Genomic DNA, 15953 nt, shown 5'->3' on the forward strand with positions numbered 1-15953 from the left:
CAGGTAAAGCGAAAAACTCAATCGCCAGAATGACTTAGCGGCGCACGGTGGTATACCGTACGCCGCCTCACAATTCGTTAATTTCGAAAAACCGTTAGATCACAACCACATCCAACGGCGGAAAGCCATTGAATGACACACTGGAATAGGTCGAGGTATAGGCCCCGGTGTTGCGGATCAGCACCCGGTCGCCGCTGGCCAGCGTCAAGGGCAGTTGCATCGGGCGCTTTTCGTACAGCACATCGGCACTGTCACACGATGGCCCCGCCATGATGCACGGCCCCGTCGCGTCACCGTCGCGGTCGGTTTCGAACTGGTAGCGGATCGCCTCGCCTTCGGTTTCGGCCAGACCGGAAAAACGCCCGATGGACAGATAGACCCAGCGATGCACGTCGCGGTCCGACTTGCGGCTGACCAGCATCACCTCTGACACGATCACGCCCGCCTCTGCCACCATGCCGCGGCCGGGTTCGGCCATTATGCGGGGGATGTCGCCAAAGGTTTCGGTCACCAGCGCGATGACGCGGGCGGCGTAATCCGTCGGTGCCTCGATGGCTTCACCGTAGAACGCAGGAAAGCCGCCACCGATGTTCAGCAAGGTCAGGTCGTGCCCCGCATCCTTGGCGCGTTTCCAGATCACCGACAGCTGGTCCAGCGTCGGTTTCCACATTTCCGCCCGGCGGGTCTGCGACCCGACGTGGAACGACAATCCGACCGGGGTCAGACCGACCGATGTGGCGTAATCCAGCATGTCCAGCGCCATGTCGCTGTCGCAGCCGAACTTGCGTGTCAGCGGCCAATCGGCTTCGGATGTTTCCACGATCAGACGGATATAGACCTGCGCGCCGGGGGCGTTGGCGGCGATCTTGTCCAGCTCTTCGGGGGCATCGGCTGCGAACAGCGTGATGCCTTTGCCGTGCGCCCATGCGATGTCTGACGCGCGTTTGATCGTGTTGCCAAAGCTGATGATGTCGGGGGTCGCACCCGCATCCAGACACATCTGGATCTCACCCTTGGACGCCGCATCGAAATGCGATCCCAATTCGGCCAGCCGCGTCAGAATTTCAGCAGCCGGGTTCGCCTTGACGGCGTAATGGATATCGGCGTGGCCCAAACCGGCCTTCAGCGCGCGATACTGGTCCTCGACCCGGTCCACATCGATCACAAGGGTGGGACGGTCGAAATCCTGACCGGCAACCCATGCATCAAGCTTTGGGGTGGGGACGCGAACAGGCGCTGCGGCGCCAACGAATGCAGTCATGGTCATCTCCAGTAGACCCGGCCATTGAATGGGACAACCCCATGCGAGACCGCTCAGTTCCAAGGGAGACGTTACCGTCGCTACAGGGGTCATACAAACCGACCCGGATGCGCGTGCGTTGGCGTCTATATTTGCGCATCTGAGGCAAAGCGAACCGCCATTCAAGTGAAATTTTCACGCCGCCACAAATATTTTGCACCGCGACGGCAGGCCTTGTAACACAGCGGTATGGGACGCCTGATTTTATTGAACAAACCTTTTGATATGCTGTCGCAATTCACCGATGCCCGGTCACAGACACAACGTCGCACCCTGTCCGAATGCGGCCTGCCAACGGGCGTTTATCCGGCCGGGCGATTGGACCGCGACAGCGAAGGGCTGTTGTTGCTGACCGACGACGGAAAACTGCAGGCGCGCATCGCGGACCCGCGTTACAAGGCACCGAAAACGTATCTGGTGCAGGTCGAAGGCGACCCTGCGGATTCGGACCTTGCCCCGCTGCGGTCTGGCGTCACGCTGAAAGACGGACCAACCCGTCCCGCGCAGGTGCGCCGCATCGCGGCACCCGCCCTGTGGGACCGCAATCCGCCGGTGCGGTTTCGCAAATCGGTGCCTGACTGCTGGCTGGAAATCATCCTGACAGAAGGGCGCAATCGTCAGGTGCGCCGCATGACCGCGCATATCGGGTTTCCCACCCTGCGGCTGGTGCGCTGGCGGATCGGCGATTGGTCACTGGCCGGGGTATCCCCCGGCACCTGGATCGATGCCGGGGCAGATCACGCCTAGTTTTCGCCGATGATCAGCAATTCGCCGTCCACCTTCTTGCCGTTGCGGGTAATCCCTGCGTTCTCGTCCAACGCGGCGATGCCCCGGATTGCGTCCGGTGTGCCGGATTGGGCGGCACGGGTCCCGATGAATTTGCCGTCCGCCGTTCCACGCAAAACGATGGTGCCTTCAGTATCGGTTTTCAGGGTGCCGTCATAGGTGGTGGCAAAGTTGTTGGGCGCACCGCGTCCGATGGACGATCCACGCCCGCCCAGATCAATATCGCCGTCGACATCAATGATGCGTCCGGTCTTTTCATTGTCACCAACAAGACCAAAGATATTGGTGATATCCCCAGCCACTGTTCCGCGTGCAAAATCGGCCGTTAGCTTGGCATCACCAATGAAATTAAGGTCATCCGCATCGGTTCCGACCTTGTTTTCAATGTAAAATCCGCCCGGCCCCTTAAAGGTCGCGCCGCCGCTTTTCGGCATCGCATCGAACTTGGTCGGGGACAGGTCATCCAGTTGCTCTACGGTGGCTTCAAAAGCGTTCACCTTTGTTTCCACATAGTCGCGGTCTATGCTGACCCCCTTGCTGCTTCCGCAGGCGGTGAGGGCAAAAAGGCATCCACAGGTCACGATAATACGGCAGGACATGAAAAGACTCCGTTGAAAAATTGATGGTACGTATGCGTGTCACATCACCCGGCGCAAACGCGCCGGGTGATGTGACGTCATCAGTCGATCTTGGGCAGCAGGGTTTCCAGCGATTGCTTGGCGTCGCCATAAAACATCCGCGTGTTGTCCTTAAAGAACAGCGGGTTTTCGATCCCCGAATACCCGGTCCCCTGCCCGCGCTTGGACACGAACACCTGTTTGGCGCGCCACACTTCCAGCACCGGCATCCCCGCGATGGGGCTGTTGGGATCGTCCTGTGCGGCGGGGTTCACGATGTCATTGGACCCGATCACGATCACCACGTCGGTGGACGGGAAATCGTCGTTGATCTCGTCCATTTCCATGACGATGTCGTAGGGCACCTTGGCTTCGGCCAGCAGCACGTTCATGTGGCCCGGCAGACGCCCCGCGACGGGGTGAATGGCGAACCGCACGTTCTTGCCCTGCGCGCGCAGTTTTGTGACCAACTGGCTGACCGCCTGCTGCGCCTGCGCGACCGCCATGCCGTAGCCCGGCACGATGATGACACTGTCCGCTTCGTTCAGCGCGGTGGCGACACCGTCGGCATCAATGGCGATCTGTTCGCCCTCGACCGCCATCTGTTCGCCCGCCGGACCACCAAAGCCACCCAGAATGACGCTGACAAAGCTGCGGTTCATCGCCTTGCACATGATATACGACAGGATCGCACCGGACGAACCGACCAGCGCGCCGACCACGATCAGCAGATCGTTGCCAAGGCTGAAACCGATCGCCGCCGCCGCCCAGCCGGAATAGCTGTTCAGCATCGACACCACGACCGGCATGTCCGCGCCGCCGATGCCCATGATCAGGTGATAGCCGATGAACAGGGCCGCCAGCGTCATGATGAACAATGGCAGGAACCCGCCCGTGTTGAAATACCAGACCAGACACAGCAGCGACACCGCCGCCGCGCCCGCGTTCAGCATGTGACCGCCCGGCAGTTTCGCCGCCGCCGTATTTACCCGTCCCGCCAGCTTGCCATAGGCGATGACCGACCCGGTAAAGGTCACGGCCCCGATAAACACGCCAAGGAACAGTTCAACCCGTAGAATATTGATTTCGACCGGTGATTTATGCGCAAGCATCCCGGCGAAACCCTGCAACAGCTCTTGTTCGAGCGGGTCCATGCCCAGCACGCGGTTCAGTTCGATATGCGCGATAAAACCGACCAGCACGGCAGCCAGACCCACAAGGCTGTGCATCGCCGCAACCAGTTCCGGCATCTGCGTCATCTGCACCTTGGTCGCCAATTGATAGCCGATGATGCCGCCACCGATGATCATCAAAAGCGACAGCAACCAGTAGCCCGCACCGGGACCGACCAGCGTGGCCGCGACGGCCAGTGCCATGCCGGCGATGCCGTACCAGACCGCGCGCTTGGCGCTTTCCTGCCCCGACAAGCCGCCAAGCGACAGAATGAAAAGGATCGCTGCGACGACATAGGCCGCTGTTGTGAAACCGAATTCCATGATCGCTACTCCCTCAGGACTTCTGGAACATGGCAAGCATGCGCCGTGTGACGAGGAAGCCCCCGAAGATGTTGATGCCGGTCATGAACACCGCCAGCGCCGCCAGCAGCACCACAAGGAACGACCCCGACCCGATCTGGACAAGCGCGCCCAGAATGATGATCGACGAAATGGCGTTGGTCACGGCCATCAGCGGCGTGTGCAGGCTGTGCGCCACGCCCCAGATCACCTGAAAGCCCACGAAAACCGCCAATACGAACACGATGAAATGCTGCATAAAGCTGGCAGGCGCCACCAGACCGACCAGCAGCAGGATCGCGCCACCGATGGCCAGCAGGCCGACTTGGGTCTTGGTTTCCTGTTTGAACGCCGCGATTTCGTTTGCCCGCTTTTCGGCAGGCGTCAGTTCTTTTGGCTTTTCTTTTTTCGGCTGCGCCGCAATGGCGGCGATTTTGGGCTTGGGCGGCGGATAGGTGATGTCGCCCGCATGGGTCGCGGTGGCACCCCGGATCACGTCGTCATCCATGTTGTGATTGATCTGGCCGTCCTTGTCCGGCGTCAGATCGGTCAGCATGTGCCGCACATTCGTGGCATACAGCAGCGACGATTGTGTCGCCATGCGGCTGGGGAAATCGGTGTAGCCCACGATGGTCACGCCGTTTTCGGTGACGATCTTTTCGTCCTTGACCGTCAGCTTGCAGTTGCCGCCGCGTTCGGCGGCAAGGTCGATGATGACCGACCCCGGTTTCATGGCCTTGACCATGTCCTCGGTCCACAATTCCGGCGCGTCGCGCCCGGGGATCAGCGCCGTTGTGATGACGATATCCATATCGGGCGCGATTTCGCGGAATTTCTTCAGCTGCGCTGCGGCGAATTCAGGCGACGACACGGCGGCGTAACCGCCCGTCGCGGACCCGTCCTGCTGTTCTTCGGTAAAATCAAGGAACACGAATTCCGCACCCATCGATTCAACCTGTTCGGCCACTTCGGGCCGCACGTCGAACGCATAGGTGATCGCCCCCAGCGACGTCGATGTCCCGATGGCGGCCAGACCGGCGACACCCGCGCCGACGACCAGCACCTTGGCCGGTGGCACCTTGCCTGCGGCCGTCACCTGTCCGGTGAAGAAACGACCGAAATTGTTGCCCGCTTCGATCACCGCGCGGTAGCCCGCGATATTGGCCATCGACGACAGCGCGTCCATCTTTTGCGCGCGCGAAATGCGCGGCACCATGTCCATGGCAATGACCGTCGCGCCCTGCCCGCGTGCCTGTTCCAGCAACGCGTCGTTCTGGCCGGGATAGAAGAATGAAATCAACGTCTGACCGTCGCGCAGCAGCGTCACTTCATCATCTGACGGGGGGCGGACCTTTGCCACCACATCGGCCTGCGCGAACAGGGCGGCGGCGTCATCGACCACGGTGACACCGGCGTCGCGATACGCGTCGTCGGTAAAACCGGCCTTGGCACCTGCGCCGGACTGGATCAGGCAGTCATGCCCGAGTTTTTGCAAATCCTTGGCAGAGGCGGGTGTCATGGCGACACGGGCTTCGGTGTCGTAGGTTTCGGTCGGTGCGCCGATTTTCACAGATGTGGTCCCCCTTTAGATCATCACGCCAGTGTTAGACTGCGCAATTTTATTTCACAAGACGCCGGTTGCGGTAACGTTCAGACCCATCGGCGCGTGCGGGCGCAGTATTTTGCAAAGGCCGCACCGAATCCGCGCTGCAAGCGCTGTTCTTCGGCGATGATAAAGTGGCGGGTGATCCACCAGACAAAAACGGGCACCAGCAACAGACCCAGCGGCGCCTGCCAACGCAGGGCAAGCCCGGTCAGGATAATCGCATCGGCCAGATAGATCGGATTGCGTGACAGGGCGTAAATGCCATGATCCACCAGCGCATCGGGTTCCCTGTGTGGAATAACCGTTGTGCGCGCCCGGATCAGCGTCATTGCAGCCACAATCATCAGGGCGATTCCGGCCACCAGCAGCGCGGTTCCCAGATGCACGCTCCACACCGGGCCTGCGGTCCACAGGCTACGGCTGGCCCAGACCGCTGCGGCACACAAGGCCAGCCAGACCGGCGGCAGATCAATAAACCTCACGTGTCGTCACTCCTTGTTCCTTCTTACGCAATCCTTAGCATGGCGGCCAAACAGGGGGATAGGATGGAACATACAGGCAAACACGCGATCGTCACGGGCGGCGGCAGCGGGATCGGGCGCGGCATCGCATTGGCACTGGCAGAACAGGGCGCAGAGGTCACGATCACGGGCCGCCGGCTGGACGTGCTGGATCAGGTCGCGGCCACGCATGCGCGCCTGCATGCGCTGCAGATGGATGTGGCGGACGAAGCATCGGTGCGCGACGGGATCGCCGCTGCGGCACAAGCGCGCGGGCCAGTGCAGATCTGCATCGCCAACGCCGGAATTGCCGAAGGCGGCGCCTTTGCCAAGATCACGCTGGCGGACTGGCGGCGCACCATGGCCACCAATCTGGACGGGGTGTTCCTGACGTTTCAGGCGGCACTGGACACGCTGGACACCGACACGCCTGCCCGCATGATCGTGGTCAGTTCCATCGCCGGGGTGCGCGGGCTGAAAAACGCGATTCCCTATACCGCCAGCAAACATGCCGTCATCGGGCTGATGCGCGGTTTGTCCGAAGAATTCCTGGGCAAGCGGCCGATCACGTTCAACGCGCTGTGCCCCGGCTACGTCGATACCGATATCGTGCAGTCGCAACTTCCGGGATTGATGCGGAAATTCGACGTCGACCGCGCCGGGGCCGCAGCCATGGTGGCCCGCGCCAACCGCAGCCGCACCCTGCTGGAGGTGGACGAAACCACCGCCGCAATGCTGTGGCTGTGTTCGGACGCCGCGCGCAGCGTGAACGGCCAGACGATCGAGATATCCGGGGGGCAGGTCTGATGACCGATTTCAGCCGCACCAAGCCGCTGTTTCACCTGCCCGACGGAATGATCTATCTGGACGGCAATTCGCTGGGTCCCCTGCCAAAGGCGACGCCGGAGCGTGTCGCGCAAACCCTGACGCAGGAATGGGGCGAGATGGTCATTACAGGCTGGAACCGCGCCGGATGGATGGCGCAGCCGATGGCGCTGGGGGACCGGATCGGGCGGCTGATCGGGGCGGAACCGGGCCATGTGACGTTGGGCGATACCTTGTCGATCAAGGTGTTTCAGGCGCTGGCCGCCGCACTGGCAATGACCGACCGCAAGGTGATCCTGTCGGACAGCGGCAATTTTCCTTCCGATCTGTATATGGCCGAAGGGCTGATCGAGGCATTGGATCGCGGGTTGGAATTGCGCGTTGTCGCACCGGAAGATGTGGCCGATGCGTTCAGCGAGGATCTCGGCGTGCTGATGCTGACACAGGTGGATTACCGCACGGGGCGGCTGCACGACATGGCGGCGCTGACGGCACGGGCGCAGGCGCTGGGGATCATCACCGTCTGGGATCTGGCCCATTCGGCAGGCGCAATGGCCGTCGATGTGGCGGGCTGCGGTGCGGATTTCGCGGTCGGCTGCACATACAAATACCTGAACGGCGGGCCCGGCGCGCCGGCGTTCATCTATGTGGCACCGCGCCATGCGGATCAGGCGCGCCCGATCCTGTCGGGCTGGCTGGGGCACGGCGCACCATTCGCGTTCGAACGGGCCTACCGGCCCGGTGACAGGGTCGCGCGGATGCGGGTCGGCACGCCGCCGGTGATCCAGATGGCAGCACTGGACGCCGCGATGGACATCTGGGACACCGTCGACATGCAAGCGCTGCGCGCCGCATCAGTGGCGCTGTGCGAAAGGTTCATCGCGGGCGTGACAGCCGCCTGCCCCGACCTGACGCTGGCATCACCGCGCGATGCGCAGCACCGGGGCAGTCAGGTATCGTTCAGCCACCCGCAGGGTTATGCCGCGATGCAGGCCTGTATCGCGCATGGGGTCGTGGGTGATTTCCGCGCGCCCGACATCATGCGATTCGGGTTCACGCCGCTGTTCATCGACGCGGGCGACGTGGACCGGGCGGTCGCGGTGATCGCGGATGTGATGGCAAACCGGCTGTGGGATGATCCGCAGTATCAGGCTCGATCTGCCGTCACCTAGGCGGGACAAAATGTTTCGCATGCGAAACATGTTATGTCATCTTGGCATGGTTTGTTCATGCAGATGAACAGACCCCTGCCACAGACGCAAAAGGGGCGCCCGGTGGGCGCCCCTGTGTCGTGTTTTGGTAAGCAATCCGCAGGACGGATTAAGACCCGATGAACGCGTCCTAGCGTTCGCTCAACGCCTCTGACGAGCGGTAAAGCGGCTTTGTCAGATAGGACAGGATCGTCTTTTGTCCGGTGTGCAATTCGACCGTGGCCATCAGACCGGGGCGCATTTCGATGCGGGACTGGCGCACGCCCAGATTGTCCTGATCCACCCGCAGCATCACACGGTAATGCGGATCGCCGTCGGGGCGGCGTTCGTCCTTGAACGTGTCGGCGCTGACGGTCTGCACCTCGCCTTTCAACGAGCCATATATCGTATAGTCATAGGCGGTCAGTTTGACCGTTGCGTCCTGTCCGGTGGTGACACCGGAAATATCCTGCGGTTTGACGCGGGCTTCGACATAAAGCGCGTCGTCCAGCGGGATGATCTGGAAAATCTCCTCTCCGGGGCGGACCACGCCGCCGATGGTGGTGACGGCCATGTTGTTGACGACACCGCGCATGGGCGCGCGGATCACGGTGCGGTCCAGCTGGTCGCGGGCGATCTTGACCTCTTGTTCCAGCTTGGCCAGCAGTTGCAGTGTTTCCGAATATTCGGTGGCGCGGGCCAGATCGGCACCTGTCACGACCTCGTTGTATTTGATTTCGGCGTTGGCAAAGGCTTTGCGGGTGCGCGTGACTTCGATCAAGGCCACGATATCGCGCTTTAGCATGTCTTCCATCAGGGCCAGTTCGGTGCCGGTTTCTTCCATGATGCGGCGTGCGCCATCGACCTTGGACGCGTAATCGGCCTGACGGGCCGCCAGCAGGGCGCGTTCAGATGCCACGATACCGGGGCTGCCGTCCGCGATGTCGGCAGGCACCTCGAAATCGAACAGGCCCGCGATTTCCGCTTCCAGCCGCAGGCGGCGGATGTTGGCCGCGTTCATCTGTTCGGTCATGTCCTGCACGCTGGACACGAATTGCGTCCCTTCAAGCCGGGCCAGCACGTCGCCTTCTTCGACGGTATCACCTTCGGAGACGAGCAATTCGCCCAAGATGCCACCTTCGAAGTTCTGGATGATCTGCGGACGTGACGCGCTGACCACTTCGCCCGGCGCGCGGACAAGTTCATCAACCCAGGCGAATTTGGCCCAGCCGACAAAGATCAGCACCGTGGCGGCGACCAGCCAGATCGTCAGACTGGGGCCACGCATGGCGCCCTTGAATTCAGTATCTGCAAGAGCCATTACGATGCGTCCTTGTTCAAATGGGCAAGGACCTGATCGCGGGGTCCATCGACGGCAAGCCGCCCGTTGTGCAAGACCATGGTGCGGTCCGCCAGTTGCAGCAGCGCCATGCGGTGCGTGGCGACGATGACGGTGCGATCACGCAGCCAATCGTTCAACCGGCTTATCAGCGTGCTTTCCAGCGTCTGGTCCAGCGCCGATGTGGGTTCGTCCAGCAGGCAGACACTGGGGTTCTGCAAAAACAGCCGCGCCCAGCCGATGGATTGGCGCTGCCCCACGGACAGACCCGCGCCGCCGTCACGGATATCCAGATCCAGCCCCTTTGGATGGGCACGCACGAACGGGCCAAGACCCGCGAAATCAAGCGCGGACAGCATCCTGTCATCATCCCGTTCCAACTGCGTCAGGTTCAGGTTGTCGCGCAGCGAACCGGCGAACAGTTTCACCTCTTGCCCCAGATAACCGATGGATCGGCGCAGGTCGCGGGCGGCGATCTGTTCCATGTCCACACCGTCGATCAGCACGCGGCCAGCGGTCGGGCTGTGCAGCCCCGACAGCAGTTTGAGCAAGGTCGATTTACCAGACCCATTGGCCCCCAGCACCGCAACCGTTTGACCCGCCGGCACCTGCAAGGACGCGATATCAAGCGCGCGCGCGCCGTCCTGATCGTAGGCATAGGTCAAGTCGCGCAGCTCATACGCGCCCTTGATCACGTCGCGGCGCAGATAGGTGCGCGTCGTGTCGCTGTCCTGATCCGACAATGCGATCTGATCCAGCGCTTCCAGTGCGGCCTTTGTGTTGGACCAGCGCGAAATCAGGCCCGCCAGACCATTCAGCGGGCTAAGCGTGCGGGATGTCAGGATGCCGACGGCAATGATCGTCCCGACGGTGAATTCGCCCGCGAACACCAGAAACGTCCCCATGACGACAGCCGCGACATAGGTGGCCTGCTGCACGCCCTGTGCCCAATAGGTCAGGGTCGTGGACAGGCGGCGCTGTTCGGACGTGGACAGCGCGGACAAGCCGGTCAGTTCGGCCCACATCCGCATGAACCGGCCCTCGGCGCGTTGCGATTTGATGGTGTCGGCTTCGAACACCGCCTCTTGCAGCAGGCGGCTGGATTTGGTCGATGCGCCCTGTGCAGCCAGTGTCAGCGCCATCATCTTGCGTTGCAGGAACAGCGACGGCAGCACCATCAGCACGCCACCCGCGACCAGCACCCAGACGACGGGACCACCGATGGACCAGACAAGCGCCAGAAACAAAAAGATGAACGGAATATCGGTCAGCGATCCGATGGTCGATGCCGTAAAGAATTCGCGGATCGACGAAAATTCACGCATCGCCGCAAAGGTCTGGCTGGGCGATTGCGCGGCAGAGGCTTTCATCCCCAGAAGCCGGTCCATCAGCATGTCCTGCAACCGCAGCTCGATCCGGCGGCCCGCGTTGTCCATCAGGCGCGCGCGGGCGATCCGCAGACATGCTTCAAGCAGCATGGCAAGCCCGGCACCGATGGTCAGCACCCACAGCGTCGCGGTGGACTGGTTCGGGATCACGCGGTCATAGACCTGAAGCGAAAACAGCGCGACGGCGACGGCCAGCATGTTGGCGACCAGCGAACCCAGGGCGACTTCACCAATGATGCGGCGGAACGACAGGATTTCAGCCCAGAACCAATGGCTTTTCTTGGCCTTGGTGCCGTGGCGTTCGGTCAGGACGGCGGCGGGCACTTCGGCGCGGATGATGCGCCCGGTGAAATGTTCGGTAAACTCGCGCAGCGGTACTTCTTCGCGGTTGTCCGTGGCGTCAGGGTCGTGGACGACGATGGTGTCTTTGGTCTGTTCCAGCACCAGAACCAGCTTGTCCGATGTCAGGCGCGCGATGGCGGGCCAGTGCGATGGTTTTGGCGGCAGTGCGACAGATGCTTCGGCGCGCAGACCGGCGGCATTGAGTGCGGCGACAAGTGCTGCGGGGGACAGATCGCCCGTGGCGTCGGCGGGCTGGCTTTCCAGCACATCGCTGGCTTTCATCGGTTGACCCAGCAATGCGGCATAAGTCGCTGTTATCGCGGCTTTTGACTGGGCGTTCAGACTGTGGGGAATGGCCTGTGCCGGGGTCTGCCTGACCTGCTGTGTTCCGTTGACCGCCTGATCTGCCGGCACTTTGACCGGGTCGATCCGGGTCAGTTTCGCGCCGCGGGAATTGGCTACGTCGAATGCAAGAACCGGACCGGTCATAGGGTGTCTCCGTCCACAAGAACGCCGCGCAGGGCGGCCATTTTCAAATCTGTTCGTATAATGTCGTAACGCAGTGTTTCGGCCCGGCGGGCGGTGCTGACCTGACTTTCCATCAAGGTCACGACCTCGCGCACGGTGCGCTGGCCGTCACGGTGCGCCTGCACGTAGGTGTTGAATGTGGCGGCGGCGCTGGCGGCCTGCGACTGTGCCTGCGCGCGCTGCCGGATCAGGGATGCGCGTTCCGCTTCCAGTTTGGCCAATGTGCGTGCGGTGTCTTCGCGGGTTTCGGATACGGCGGCGGTGGCGGCGACCTTTTGCGCCTCGATCGCGCGCATGGCGTCGCGGGTGCCAAAGCCCAGATCCTGATCCATCGTCGCCCCAAGCGACACATCCGAACTGCTGCCGACGCTGCCGATGGCGGCCAGACGCGGAAAGAACCCGGCGCGGCCTGCGTCGGCTTCGGCCCCGGCCAGCGTGGCTTCGGCCTCTGCCTTGAGGTCGGGCAAGGGCTGCGCGGTCAGTTCGGTGCGGAATATCGCGGTGTCGCTGGTCCCGGTCACCGGGGCGCCCGTCATCGCGGCCAGTTCGGCACGGGCGGATGCGGCGCCTTCTAGGTCAAGGTCGCGGTCGGCGCGCATCTGGTCCAGCTTTTGCTGCACGATATCGGCGTCGACCGGGCTGCTGACGCCGCCCTTGACGCGTTCTTGCATGATATGGGCGTAGCGTTCCAGTTGCGGCAGCGCGGCTGCGTTCACGGCGGCGCGGGATTCCGCGATCTGGGCGGTCAGCAAAAGGTTCAACGCCTCGAACGCGCGGTCATTGGCGTCCTGTGCAAATGCGACTGATGCGACTTCGACCTCTGCATTCGCATAGGCGCGTTCGGCTTTCTTGCGTCCGTTATCAAGGATGGTCTGTTCGATGAACAGCGTCGTTACCAGCGACCCGACAGACGTCAAAGAGACCTGCGGACCAAAGGACGGGAGCCAGTTTTTCGACTGGGATTGCGCCCGGAACCGGGCCGCGCGCAGATCCTGTTCGGCCTTTGACGACCGCCCGATGACGGCATCGCGCGCCACCTGCGCATATAACCCATCGGTCAGGATCGTCCGCCGTGCCCGCAGGCCCGCGATGATGTCGGACGTGTCGCCGCCGGGCAAGGTTGCGTCCAGTGCGGCATCCGTGCGCGCCAGCGCGATATCGGTCGGCGTCGCAGCCGCGCGCGAAACCGCATCGTCATCCCGCCCGCAGGCCATCAAGGAAAGTGCAACACACACCGCCCCGGTCGTTGTCGTGATTTGCCGATAGCTCACCCGCAGCCCGCCCGTTATTTTTGTCTTTGGGGAACGCGCACCCCCTGCCCCGATGATGCGGGGCGGGGGTGACGCGGGACGCCTGTGGTCGTTGCCTGCGTCCCTGTTTGTCGCCGGTCCGATTTGGTCGGACCGTTAGACCACGCTTTGCGTAAACCGGATGTCCTGATCGATGATCAGCTGGGTATCGTCGCCCAGATTGTAGACATCGTAGGTCTGGCCGTTGATCTGCTGCGTCCCGGACGAAACAGCGGTGCCGTTCAAATTGACCATGTCGTCAACTGCACCGTGGATCACCAGCACGTTGTCGTTGTCAGACAGCGCGTCGATGTCGGCCTTTGTCAGCGACAGGCTGGCGTTGTCCGCAAGCTTCAGATCGATGGACCCGATATTGAAGCTGTCCAGACCGGCCGCCGTGACGTCGATCGGGGTTGTCGCATCGACAACCAGCAGGGTCGAATTGGTATTGCCCGCCGCATCCGCCGAAGACACCACAAGCTGCTTTCCATTAACCACGGGGTTGTCGAACCCAAATGTTTCCATGCCCGGGTTCGGAAAGTCCTGCTTGCCGTCACTATCAACGGCGATCAATGTGCGTGCGTTTGCGCCTTCGTCGTAGGAATGGACGCGGATATTGTCGGGGTTGGTGTCGATCGACACAAAGGTCACACCATCAGTGTAGTCCCCGATCCCTTCGATCATCGGCGCGTCGGGCACATCGGTATCGACAGCGAACGCACCGGTGATGCTGCGGCTGTTTCCGGCCATATCCTTGGCCTCAACCACAACGTTGGCGCCATAGGTGCCTTCGGGGATTTCGCCTGCGGCGAATGTTACCGACCACTTGCCTGTTGCCGGATTGACGGTCGCCGCACGCGACACGGCGGCACTGGCCATGCCACTATCGGTGGCATCAAAACCCACGATCACTTCGGTCGCACCCAGTTCGACGGTGCCCGTCAGCGTGACACCGTCCGATGCCTCTGCCCGGTTGACGGTGTTGTCCTCACCTTCGACGGGGGTGTCCATCGTCAGACGGTTGACCCAAGTATCGAGCGTGACATCGGCCTGCGTGCGCACGATGTTACCCGCCTGATCGGTGGCGACGGCGTGAATGGTGGACACGCGTTCGATGTTGCCGGATTCGATTTCGGAGACATTAAACGAAGCGGACCACGTCCCGTTTTCGGTCGCCACAACCGTGCGCGTGCCGCTTTCAAAGCTGACGCGCACTTCGGAAAACGCTTCGGCGGTGCCGGTGATGACCACACCGTCAGCGCGTTCGACCATGTTGATGACACCGTCCTGTTCGACGATCCCGTTGTTGATCGACACGAACGCTTCGGTATCGATTTCGACATTTCCACGTGCGGTTGCCGTGTTGCCAGCCGCGTCCGTGGATTCGGCCGTCACCGTGGCCACGTATTCGCCACGCGCCACATCGGTTCCGGTAAACGTATGCGACCAGGACCCGGACGCGTTCGACGTCGTGGTTTCGGTAATGACCACACCGTTGCCGTCGTTGAAGGTCACCGTCACAAGTGCGTTGGCTTCAGCCGTGCCGACAACCTTGACCCCGGCGCCGCCGCGTTCGGTCTGGCTCACCGTGCCGTCGCCACCCGCAACGGATGTGTCGATGGTGATGACGTTGACCGTGTCGACGTCCAGCACATCCGTGGCAGAGGACGTGCCGCCGCCCGTCGTGACGGTTGCAACCACTTCGTATGAATATTCACCTTCGCCCGCGATGCTGGTCGGGACCGTTACGGCCCACTGACCGTTTTCGTCGATGTCGAACGGAATGGTGCTGTTGTTGATGATCAGCGTGGCGCTGCCGCCGGGCGTGCCGGTGCCGGAAATTTCGACGCCGTCGTCCCAGTCTTCGCCGTTGACGACTGTTCCGGATGCGCGGGTGCCGCCCGTGATGCTGATTTCGGGCGCGCTGTCGCCGCCGTCACCACCGGTACCACCGCCGCCGCCGTCACCTTTTTCGTCACCACCGTCGTCATCGCCGTCTTCGTTGCCGCCGCCGCCGAGCTCTGCGCCGGTGTCATCGCCGTCATCATTGCTGCCGCCGCCCGTCAGAAGAAGACCACCGCCCAGTGCTGCCGCACCGGCTGCCGCAGCGCCGCCGCCCAGACCGCCAAAGCCCGCCAGCAAAGGCACGCCCAGCATGCCGACATCTGCACCTGCGTCGACGCCGGGCACGTCAAGCGTGGCGACTTCGATGAAATACAGATCGTCATCGGGTGACCATTTGCCGAACCCGTCTTCGTCGACGTATTGTGCAAGCAGCAGATTGCCGTCACCGGGAACCAGTTGCACCTGCGCCAATTGACCACCGGACGACAGGAACAGATCATTGAGCGGCGTGCCGTCCGGGCCAAAGAAGCCCTGGATCGTGATCACCTGACCATCGACCAGCATCACCTGAAGCGCTTGCCCCTGGCGCGCATAGCTCAGCACATGGCTACGCTGAAGGTTCAGCGAAATGTCCTGACCCTGGGATACGATAATGCTGGCGTCTTGTCCGGTTCCGGACACTTCACCACGCTGCAAACCGCCCGCGTCATTGCGGACGACGAATTCAATCGCCGACATAATACTGCTCCGCCTCATATGTACGCCCATCAAGGGACGTATCTATTTTAATTAACGGGATCGTAGCGGGGCCGATGCGGCAAATCTAGAAGAATGTGCCGCACCCCTGCCCAAATGCCGCCACTGGGGTGACACTTTTGTCGCAA

At 62.1% G+C, this 15953-nt stretch carries 12 protein-coding genes; 3 read left to right on the forward strand and 9 right to left on the reverse strand.

Annotated elements, in window-relative coordinates:
- Window positions 1-94: 94 nt before the first annotated feature.
- The gene (locus GZH79_RS18325; RefSeq protein WP_249219285.1) at window positions 95-1267 is read right to left on the reverse strand and encodes a type III PLP-dependent enzyme; all 1173 of its coding nucleotides are present in this window, start codon (window positions 1265-1267) and stop codon (window positions 95-97) included.
- A 222-nt stretch (window positions 1268-1489) separates the two neighbouring features.
- Here GZH79_RS18325 and GZH79_RS18330 point away from each other — a divergent pair, with 222 nt between their 5' ends.
- Window positions 1490-2047, forward strand: a complete 558-nt coding sequence (locus GZH79_RS18330) for a pseudouridine synthase (RefSeq protein ID WP_211645218.1) — start codon at window positions 1490-1492, stop codon at window positions 2045-2047.
- Here GZH79_RS18330 and GZH79_RS18335 read toward each other — a convergent pair.
- The 4 genes from GZH79_RS18335 to GZH79_RS18350 form a co-directional block, all read right to left on the reverse strand.
- Window positions 2044-2685 carry a hypothetical protein gene (locus tag GZH79_RS18335; protein ID WP_211645219.1) on the reverse strand — a complete coding sequence of 214 codons (642 nt, stop codon included), beginning with the start codon at window positions 2683-2685 and terminating at the stop codon, window positions 2044-2046. The two genes, GZH79_RS18330 and GZH79_RS18335, sit on opposite strands and share 4 nt — an antisense overlap.
- Before the next feature lie 80 nt (window positions 2686-2765).
- Window positions 2766-4199, reverse strand: a complete 1434-nt coding sequence (locus GZH79_RS18340; RefSeq protein ID WP_211645220.1) for an NAD(P)(+) transhydrogenase (Re/Si-specific) subunit beta — start codon at window positions 4197-4199, stop codon at window positions 2766-2768.
- Between the two features lie 13 nt (window positions 4200-4212).
- Window positions 4213-5787, reverse strand: coding sequence for a Re/Si-specific NAD(P)(+) transhydrogenase subunit alpha (locus GZH79_RS18345; RefSeq protein ID WP_211645221.1), 1575 nt, complete (start codon window positions 5785-5787; stop codon window positions 4213-4215).
- A gap of 80 nt (window positions 5788-5867) precedes the next feature.
- Window positions 5868-6305, reverse strand: coding sequence for an isoprenylcysteine carboxylmethyltransferase family protein (locus GZH79_RS18350; protein ID WP_211645222.1), 438 nt, complete (start codon window positions 6303-6305; stop codon window positions 5868-5870).
- A gap of 63 nt (window positions 6306-6368) precedes the next feature.
- On the opposite strand from GZH79_RS18350, the gene GZH79_RS18355 reads away from it, so the two are divergent.
- The gene (locus GZH79_RS18355) at window positions 6369-7130 is read left to right on the forward strand and encodes an SDR family oxidoreductase (protein ID WP_211645223.1); all 762 of its coding nucleotides are present in this window, start codon (window positions 6369-6371) and stop codon (window positions 7128-7130) included.
- Window positions 7130-8320, forward strand: coding sequence for a kynureninase (gene kynU / locus GZH79_RS18360; RefSeq protein WP_211645224.1), 1191 nt, complete (start codon window positions 7130-7132; stop codon window positions 8318-8320). The genes GZH79_RS18355 and kynU overlap by 1 nt, the downstream gene beginning before the upstream one ends.
- Window positions 8321-8489: 169 nt before the next feature.
- On the opposite strand, the gene GZH79_RS18365 is transcribed toward kynU, so the two are convergent.
- The 4 genes from GZH79_RS18365 to GZH79_RS18380 all read right to left on the reverse strand — a co-directional run bounded on the left by GZH79_RS18365 (window position 8490) and on the right by GZH79_RS18380 (window position 15807).
- Entirely contained in the window at window positions 8490-9659 is a 1170-nt protein-coding gene (locus GZH79_RS18365; protein WP_211645225.1) for an HlyD family efflux transporter periplasmic adaptor subunit, read from the reverse strand.
- Entirely contained in the window at window positions 9659-11896 is a 2238-nt protein-coding gene (locus GZH79_RS18370) for a type I secretion system permease/ATPase (RefSeq protein ID WP_211645226.1), read from the reverse strand. The genes GZH79_RS18365 and GZH79_RS18370 overlap by 1 nt, the downstream gene beginning before the upstream one ends.
- Complete coding sequence (locus GZH79_RS18375; RefSeq protein WP_211645227.1) at window positions 11893-13206, reverse strand: TolC family protein; 1314 nt, start codon at window positions 13204-13206, stop codon at window positions 11893-11895. Before GZH79_RS18375 ends, GZH79_RS18370 begins: the two co-directional genes overlap by 4 nt.
- A 135-nt stretch (window positions 13207-13341) precedes the next feature.
- Window positions 13342-15807: a hypothetical protein gene (locus GZH79_RS18380; RefSeq protein WP_211645228.1), complete on the reverse strand. Its 2466-nt coding sequence runs from the start codon at window positions 15805-15807 to the stop codon at window positions 13342-13344.
- Between the last annotated feature and the right edge of the window lie 146 nt (window positions 15808-15953).

The sequence above is a fragment of the Loktanella sp. SALINAS62 genome, from assembly GCF_018263905.1.
Taxonomy (GTDB): Bacteria; Pseudomonadota; Alphaproteobacteria; order Rhodobacterales; family Rhodobacteraceae; genus Loktanella.